The sequence below is a fragment of the Mesorhizobium sp. M8A.F.Ca.ET.021.01.1.1 genome (genome assembly GCF_003998025.1).
Taxonomy (GTDB): Bacteria; Pseudomonadota; Alphaproteobacteria; order Rhizobiales; family Rhizobiaceae; genus Mesorhizobium.
Genome location: NZ_RZSJ01000286.1, coordinates 1 through 7,491, shown reverse-complemented (window position 1 = coordinate 7,491; position 7,491 = coordinate 1). Strand labels below are relative to the sequence as shown.

Sequence of the window (7,491 nt, the reverse complement as noted above, 5' to 3'; positions counted from 1 at the left end):
GATCGTCATTGAGCCGCGCAGGCCGTCGATCGACTTGGCGATAAGTGACTGGTTCTGCCAGTCGAGCGCGCTTGTTGCCTCATCCAGGATGAGCAGTGAAGGCTTGCGCAGCAGCGCGCGCGCCAGCGCGATGCGCTGACGCTCGCCGCCCGACATGCGCACGCCGCGGTCGCCGACCACCGTCTCCAGTCTGAGGTCAAGCCGTTCTACGAATTCGCCGGCATGCGCGGCGCGGAGTGCCGTCCACAATTCGTCGTTGCTGGCCTGCGGTGCGGCAAGCCGCAGGTTCGCCGCGATCGTGTCATGCAGCAGGAATACGTCCTGCGGCACATAGGCCACCTGATCGCGCCAGCGGCGGCGGTTGGCGGCATCGACCTCGACGCCATCGACGAGGATCTTGCCCGCGGTCGGCTCGAGCAGCCCGAGCAGCATGTCGGCGATCGTACTCTTGCCTGATCCGGACGGGCCAATCAGGGCGGTGACCTTGCCGGCCGGAAGGCCGAAGGTGACGTCGCTCACCACCGCCTTGCCGGCGCCGCCGTCATAGGCAAAGGAGACGTCGCGAATGTTCAGCCCCGTATCGAGGGCCAGCTTGCGGGCATCCCCGGATTCGATATGGCCCGGCTCGCGCTCGGCGTCGAAACGTGCCTGCAGGCTGCGCATTGCCGTATAGGCGGGCAGGTTGATCAGCACCTGCTGGGCCTGCGTCTGCATGTCCATGAAGCGCGGCGCGATGCGCATGAAGACCAGGAGCAGCACGACGATCTCGGCCAGCGACAGGTTGAAGCGGACCAGCGCCACATAGATGAAGACGCTCAAGCCCACGACGCTCGCCACCTGGAACACGGCGGTGCCGATCGAGCTGTTCCGCACATAAGCGATGTTATCGGCCTTCATCTTTTCGAGCGTGGCCTGCAGCTGCGCGAAATAGCTGCCCTCGACATTCAGGCTCTTGGCCACCTTGATGCCGCCGAGAAATTCCGAAACCGTACGGTACTGGTCCTGGCGATTGCTCGTCAGGATGCGGCCGAAGGCCGTGGCCCGCGAGCGAAACGGCTGCAGCGCTATGAACATCACGATGCCGATGACGACGGCAAACGCCGTCATAACCGGGGAGATGAACATGGAAATCACGAGATAGCCCGCCAGCAGCACGGCGATCTGCACCAACATCAGCAGGGAAAAGGCGGCCCCCTGGACGCGGTCGATGTCACCGGTCAGGGCATGGTCGAGATCGGAGCCGCGCATGCGCGTGAACACGCCCCACCGCGCCTTGCCGATGCTCTCGAACAGGTTCATGCGCAGGCGGTTGATGAAATCGAAGAGCAGCCTTGCCATGTAGACCGACTTGAAGCGGTTGAAGGCTGCCTGCACGGCAACAAGCCCGACCAGCGCGCAAAGCACCGTCGTCAGTTGCAGCGTTCCGCCGGGCACCAGCCAGCGGACGAAATCGATATTCGGCAGCCTGACCGCGAAATCCTGGTCGGCGCGCCCAACCAGGTGCAGCAGCGGAATCAGCAGCAGGATCGAGATGCCTTCGGTCAGGCTGCCGAGGATCAGGAACAACAGCGCCGTCCAGGTCCGCCGCCCGCCGATCTGGGCAATGACGGCGCCAAATGCCGCGACATCGCGAAACAGCGACAGGCTGAAGACCGATGACCTAGGCATCTCCGGCCAATTCCTTTTCGATCAGCGCCACAGCCTCGCCGATCCTGTCGATGCCCGTTGGAACGTCCAGCCGGCACACGCCGACATGGTTAGCGATTGCTGAACAGTGACGAAGGTGCATCGCGGCGAAATCGCCGGAGAGCGCCGCGCGGCCGAAACGCGTCACGTAGGAGAATTTGATGATGGCCGGCAAGGCGGCAATGGAAGGCAAGGGGGTGATCCCAGCCCTTTCGCCACGCTCGAGTATGTAGATCCTGGCCGCCGGCACCCTGTTGCCGGAGAAGGCGCCGTGCAGGCGATGCTGCATCTTCTCGATCGCGGGATGCACTTGCGGCCGCACTTGCGCCTGCCCAAGCGAGATTGCCGCTGCGGCATCGGCGGCAAGCTTGATCTGCGGAAACCCCGGAACGATCATCGGCTGGTTCGGGTTTGCCAGGTCGAGCGCGACGACATCGTCGGTAAGCAGATCGTGTCCGGCCCGGATCAGCGCGCTTGCCGTCGTCGATTTGCCGGCGCCCTTGTCGCCCATGAAGATGGCGCCCCTGCCGGTTACCGCAATGGCGCTGGCATGAAGAACCAGCAGGCCGCGCTGGTGCAGAAGCAGCGCCAGCACCGGCCCCAGCAACGGAAAGGCAAGCAAGGCGTCGTCGACGCCGGGCGCCGGCTGGACATCGATGCGGCGGGCGTCGCTGATCAGGAATGCGCCGACGGCCTCCCAGGCCAAATACTGCCGGCCGGGCTCGAAGCGGAAGACGGTCGCGGCCTCCGCCGAAGGCTTGGGCATATCGATCGGGCCGATGGCGATCTCGATGTCGGCCGACGCCGGGTCCGCCGGCTCCAGTTCGGGCAGGGACACGCCGGATGCGATGATCAGGCCGTAGGCGCGGTAGTAACGTCGTTCTCCCGCGATCCCGCCGCGCCGGGGAAGATGGTCGAGATCGCCGGCGAACGGCTCTTGGCGGGACATCATGCCGGGCTCCCGCCATGCTGGACCTGCCGCAGCCACAGCGACAATGACGCCGAGCGCCAGACATACTGGACATCGAGCGGCGCCACCTGGTCCGGCTGGCGCAACAGCCGCGCATAGGCAGCGGTTACTTCCGGCAGGTTGACATAGGGCGCGATGCGACCCGCGTCGCCAACCAGCAACTGGTCCAGCAGGTCGCGATGGTTGCGCACCATGCCGTTGACGAGATTGGCGGTGAAATCGATCTTGTCGCGCCGCCACTGGACCGCCGCCGGCAGGATGCCCTCCATGGCCCGGCGCAACACGTAGCGGCCAAAGCCGTGACTGAGCTTCTGCTCGCCCGGCAGCCCCAGGCAGAATTCGACCAGCGGCTTGTCCCAGAACGGATAACGCGGCTCGACGCCGAAATTGGCGGCGGCCTTGTCCAGAACCTCGAAAGAGTGCGGGACATAACCGTTGGACAGGATCCAGCGGTGACTGAGAGCATCGCTGGCCTGGACGCCGGGTGGCATATAGCCGGCTCGGTGGAACCGGTCGATGAGCTCGGTTCGCCTGGCAAGGTCCGGATTGATCAGGTCGCGCCAGCTCCGGCCACGCCGCGATTGGGCAGGTTTGCGTATTTTGTTCAGGGCTCGGTTCCCCAACTGCCGCAGCCTGGCGATGCGCCAGGCCGGCCCGTAAATAGTGAGGAACTGAAAATAGAGGCCGAGCGTGCTGTCGCCATAGGTGTTGGAGGCGCTGCGGACCTCGCGCCAGAGGTCCAGCCATCTGCCGCCATTGGCAAGCTCGTGCAGATGGCCATGTCCCTGCGAAACGACCTCGTCGCCGCCATGGCCATCGAGCAGCACCTTGATGCCCTTGGCGCCCGCCGTCCGGTAGATACCGCGTGTCAGCGTCAGGCCCGGCGCCAGGAAGGTGCCTTCCTGTTCCTCCAGCACCCGTTCGAATTCGGCGAAAGGCGCATAATTGCCGACAGGGATCAACGTCGGGTCGGTCTTCTGCTGATCCAGCACGGCATCGATGAAGGAGCGCTCGTCCATCGACGAACCCTTCTCGAAAACTAGGGAGAAGGTCGGCAGCTTCGGTTTGCGCCCGGCCGCATTTTGCAGCCCGGCCACGCAGGCGATCGAGGAGGAATCGAGGCCGCCGCTCAGCATCGCGCCGACCGATGGACTTCCCCGCATGCGATTGCGGACCGATTGCGAGAAAAGATGGGCGAATTCCTCCGCGGCATCCGACCGTGGCACTCGCTGTGATGGCTCGATCTGCCAATACCGGCGCAGCACCAGGCGTTGCGCGGTGACGGTAAGGCTGTGACGCGCCGGCAGGGCGAAGATGTCGCGGTAGGGCGTGGACTGCGGGTCGTCGGGCAACCCGGCCAGGAAGCCCGAAATCCGGTGCTCGCTGAGGTGCGCACCAACCCCGTCGAGGCCGAGCATTGGTCCGATCTCGGAGGCAAAGGCAAAGCGTCGTTCCGCCGCGTGGTAATAGAATGGCTTGACCCCGAAATGGTCTCGCGCGCAGAACAGAAGCTGCCGCTCGGCATCCCAGACGGCAAAGGCAAAATCGCCTTGCAGATGCACGGGGCAGGCTTCACCCCAACGCAGATAGGCCCGCATCAGCAATGCAGCATCGGCGACTGAGCTGTCCCTGATGCCGAGCCTGGCGAGCAGCTCGTCGCGGTTGTCGAGCCGGCAGTCGGCGGTGATGGCGAGCTTGCCGCCGGCCATGGTCAGCGGGCCGGGGCCGGCTTCGTCGGTCGTGTTCAGCCAGGCGTGGCCAAGCGCGATGCCGCTGTCCAGCCACCATGAGCTTCCGTCGGGACCACGATGTCGCATGCGCGCCAGCATCTGCTGGATGCCGCTCGCCGCTTCAGCCGGCGCGGGGCCTCGGACCGCTACGGCGTGGCCCTGCCGCAACAGGATTCCGGCCACGCCGCTCATCGGCTGCCGTGGTCGACCAGATGTGCGAAACCATCGATGGATCCGCCGAGCACGATGTGGTTGTCGCTGACCAGCCAGGCATGCGCCTTCAATTGCTCGCCCGTGCCGCGCTCGATGCCGATGCGGATATTCGACGCATTGCCCTTGCGCGCGAGAAGATATTGGCCCGAAAGCGCCTGGGTCAGGCATGTGGCGCCCGGCACGAACCGCGCGGCCGCTGCAACCCCCCAGGCGACAAGCCGCAACTCGCCCATGCTCGCACATTGGCGCGCGTTGAGCCGTGTCACCATCCCGCGGACGCGGTTGTAGGAGAACACTGTCAGCCCGAGCCGCACGGTCGCGACCACCAGCAGGCAATGGGCCAGGAAAAACGCTTCCGAACCGCTCAAGGCCAAAATCCTGGCCAGGCTCCGCCTGCCAGGCCGCTTCATCGGCGCGGGGGGTCTCTGCGTCACAGGTCTTTGCCGCGCAACCATGGCCTTCTGCGACACCTGCCTAGACGACGGCCTCATGCTCAAGCCTCGCAAGCCCGTTTTCCGCCAGGCCTTTCAGCAATGCGTCGACGTCGCCCTTGCAGCGCTCGGCGTCGACATTGTAGCGAGCGAGGACGGCGCTGCGGATATCGGCGACCGGCTTGGGCTCCTGGATCAGGTCCCAGATGAAAGCGCCGACACCGTTGAGGCTGTAATAGATATTGGATTTCAGGTTGAGAAGCGCGAGGCCTTCGCCGAATTCGCAGGCCACGGCATCCTTGGTCGCGCTTACGCAATCGCGGTCGGATGGGTTCCAGTTCATCCTAAAACCTCTTTCGCAACACGTTGCCCCGCATCGACAGGCTGGAGGAGTCGGGGATTTTCACCCCCGGCTCCTTCTTATGATTTTTGGATACTGGAGGTTCCAACGTCATCCTCCGGGATCAGGATAGTCTCAAGAGAACGTGAGGTCGCCAATTGGCGTATGTGCGGGGAACGACGCATCGATCGCCGTGCTGCCGCCGCCGCCCTGGGTGATGGTCTCGATCGAACCATGCACGGTCAGGTTTGGCGTTTCGTACTCTTGCTTTTCAACATTCTGTTCCATTGTACTCTCCTATCAAGGACTGGAAACGGCCTGTCGATTACCGTCAGCACTTTCATGCTGCGGCGCAATAGCTGCATAGCAGCATTTATGAGTCAAGTCTCATTTACCCGCCGTTAATCAATTATGGGTTGCGAACGTCACTCCCCATGTGAGAATCCGCCATTTAGGAAGGGAAGCTGCTTCACTTCGGCGTCTGCTAGTGACAAAACTTTAAATCATTGATTTGGTCATTTTTAAGGGGAATTCCTGAAGGGAAATTCACGCAAGCGATTGATTTTAGATAGCGCTAAACTATATCCCTCTTTCATCTGGCCACCGCCGATAGCACCGCGACGGGGTGTTCCGTCCATCACCTCGTCACCTTCGGAGGAAGCCGGCAAACGCTATGGTTGCAAAATCTTGCACCGCGAAAGGAAAGGCTTTACGGCGCCGCGGTTTTTAAGGATGCTTTGTTTCGCACTTGCAGCATACGCGACGCGCAAACCGTTTTTTGGAGACTGTGCGCTCAATGGCCTTGCCGGAAAGCTCTTATGAACGACTGCGCGCAACCGACTGCGCCGACGAGATCGCCTATGTGCGGGCCTGCTTACGTTTGTATTTCGCGGCGCCCGCCGCCCCGGCCGCCGAGGCGTTGCCCTCGGGCCTTTCGGTCGAGGCCGTCACCGATATCGCCAGGCTGAACAAGGTCGGTGTCTTCGTTCTGAAGGCGCTGGCGCGTGCGCCGGCGCATGAGAGGCCGGGCGAGCTCTTCCAGTGGCTCGAAACCTATCGCAGAAGGACGGTTTCGATGAACGCCGCCTGCCTGATGGATTCGATGGCCATCAACGAGGCGCTGTCCGACCGGCGGATCAATTTCGTCTTCCTGAAGGGGCCGTTCCAGCAGCATCTGCTTTACGACGATCACTTCATGAAGCCTGCGGGCGATGTCGACATCCTGGTCGCGCCGGCCGGGTTCCTGAAGACGCGCGAAGCGTTGCGCTTGATTGGCTACGAGGTGTCGGGCCAGTCGCGTTCGGTCTGGTGGATCCGCTTCCTCGGCGAACAGCACATGGTTCGCGGCAGCGGGCCGAGATCATCCACGGTCGATCTTCATTACCGGCTCCAGCAGCCCGGCTCGCCCAGCCCGCGCGATGCCGACGGGTTCCTGCGGCGGAAACGGTTGGTCGAGATCACCGGCGTCGAGGTCCCTTTCACTTCGGCCGCCGACACACTGATGCTGTCGTGCATCAGCGTCGCCAAGGCCCTGTTCAACCGCGAGCCCTGCGCCGGCTATGTCTGCGATATCAGGGCCAGCGCCGCTCGCCTCGGCGAGGCCGATCAGCAGCGTGTGCTCGATGCCGCGATAGGCCAGGGACTGGACGACACCTTGCTGCTCGGCCTGCGCGCCGCCGACGTGCTGCTGGGCGGCACCGGCACGCTTCTATCGGAGCGGGCCAAGCCGATCCTGTCGCGCATCGGCAATGAGGACCTGCTCAACATGGTCATCGCGCCATGGCTGTCGTCGCTGCGCTGGCCGCAGCGGCGGACTGTGTTGTGGGAATTGTGCGGCCGGGCTCCCGTCCGCTACCTGGCCGAGGCTGGCTGGGCCGCGTCGGCGGACATCAGCCGCCGCATCTTCGAACGGCCGGCCAGTCCATGAGGGCAATGGATATCGAACGTGTACAGGGCGAGGGCAGAACGAAACCTGTGCAAGAGGCAAATTCCATGTCGATGACGAAATCCGAGGTTTGCGTGATCATCGCGGCCAAAAACGCGGCGCGCACGATCGCGGTTGCCATCGCATCCGCGCTGCGCGAACCGGAAGTGGCGGAGGTCGTCGTCGTCGACGATGGC

8 protein-coding genes are annotated in these 7,491 nt (G+C 63.6%); 2 read left to right on the top strand and 6 right to left on the bottom strand.

Going from position 1 to position 7,491, the window contains the following annotated elements:
• The 6 genes from EOA36_RS20965 to EOA36_RS20940 form a co-directional block, all read right to left on the bottom strand.
• Positions 1-1,668 (bottom strand): ABC transporter ATP-binding protein (locus EOA36_RS20965; protein ID WP_145969242.1); only part of this gene is annotated, 1,668 nt, incomplete at its 3' end.
• Entirely contained in the window at positions 1,661-2,638 is a 978-nt protein-coding gene (locus tag EOA36_RS20960; RefSeq protein ID WP_127279244.1) for a serine kinase, read from the bottom strand. The genes EOA36_RS20960 and EOA36_RS20965, both read right to left, overlap by 8 nt.
• The gene (locus tag EOA36_RS20955) at positions 2,635-4,578 is read right to left on the bottom strand and encodes a lasso peptide isopeptide bond-forming cyclase (protein ID WP_127279243.1); all 1,944 of its coding nucleotides are present in this window, start codon (positions 4,576-4,578) and stop codon (positions 2,635-2,637) included. Before EOA36_RS20955 ends, EOA36_RS20960 begins: the two co-directional genes overlap by 4 nt.
• On the bottom strand, positions 4,575-4,967 hold the full coding sequence (locus EOA36_RS20950) for a lasso peptide biosynthesis B2 protein (protein WP_245464424.1): 393 nt from the start codon (positions 4,965-4,967) through the stop codon (positions 4,575-4,577). The genes EOA36_RS20955 and EOA36_RS20950 overlap by 4 nt, the downstream gene beginning before the upstream one ends.
• 106 nt (positions 4,968-5,073) lie before the next feature.
• Positions 5,074-5,373, bottom strand: coding sequence for a PqqD family protein (locus EOA36_RS20945; RefSeq protein ID WP_127279241.1), 300 nt, complete (start codon positions 5,371-5,373; stop codon positions 5,074-5,076).
• A 132-nt stretch (positions 5,374-5,505) separates the two neighbouring features.
• Positions 5,506-5,658 (bottom strand): lasso peptide, encoded by a 153-nt coding sequence (locus EOA36_RS20940; protein ID WP_127279240.1) that lies wholly within the window; start codon positions 5,656-5,658, stop codon positions 5,506-5,508.
• A gap of 508 nt (positions 5,659-6,166) precedes the next feature.
• On the opposite strand from EOA36_RS20940, the gene EOA36_RS20935 reads away from it, so the two are divergent.
• Positions 6,167-7,297, top strand: a complete 1,131-nt coding sequence (locus tag EOA36_RS20935) for a nucleotidyltransferase family protein (RefSeq protein ID WP_127279239.1) — start codon at positions 6,167-6,169, stop codon at positions 7,295-7,297.
• 65 nt (positions 7,298-7,362) lie between these two features.
• Positions 7,363-7,491 (top strand): glycosyltransferase (locus tag EOA36_RS20930; RefSeq protein WP_348629815.1); only part of this gene is annotated, 129 nt, incomplete at its 3' end.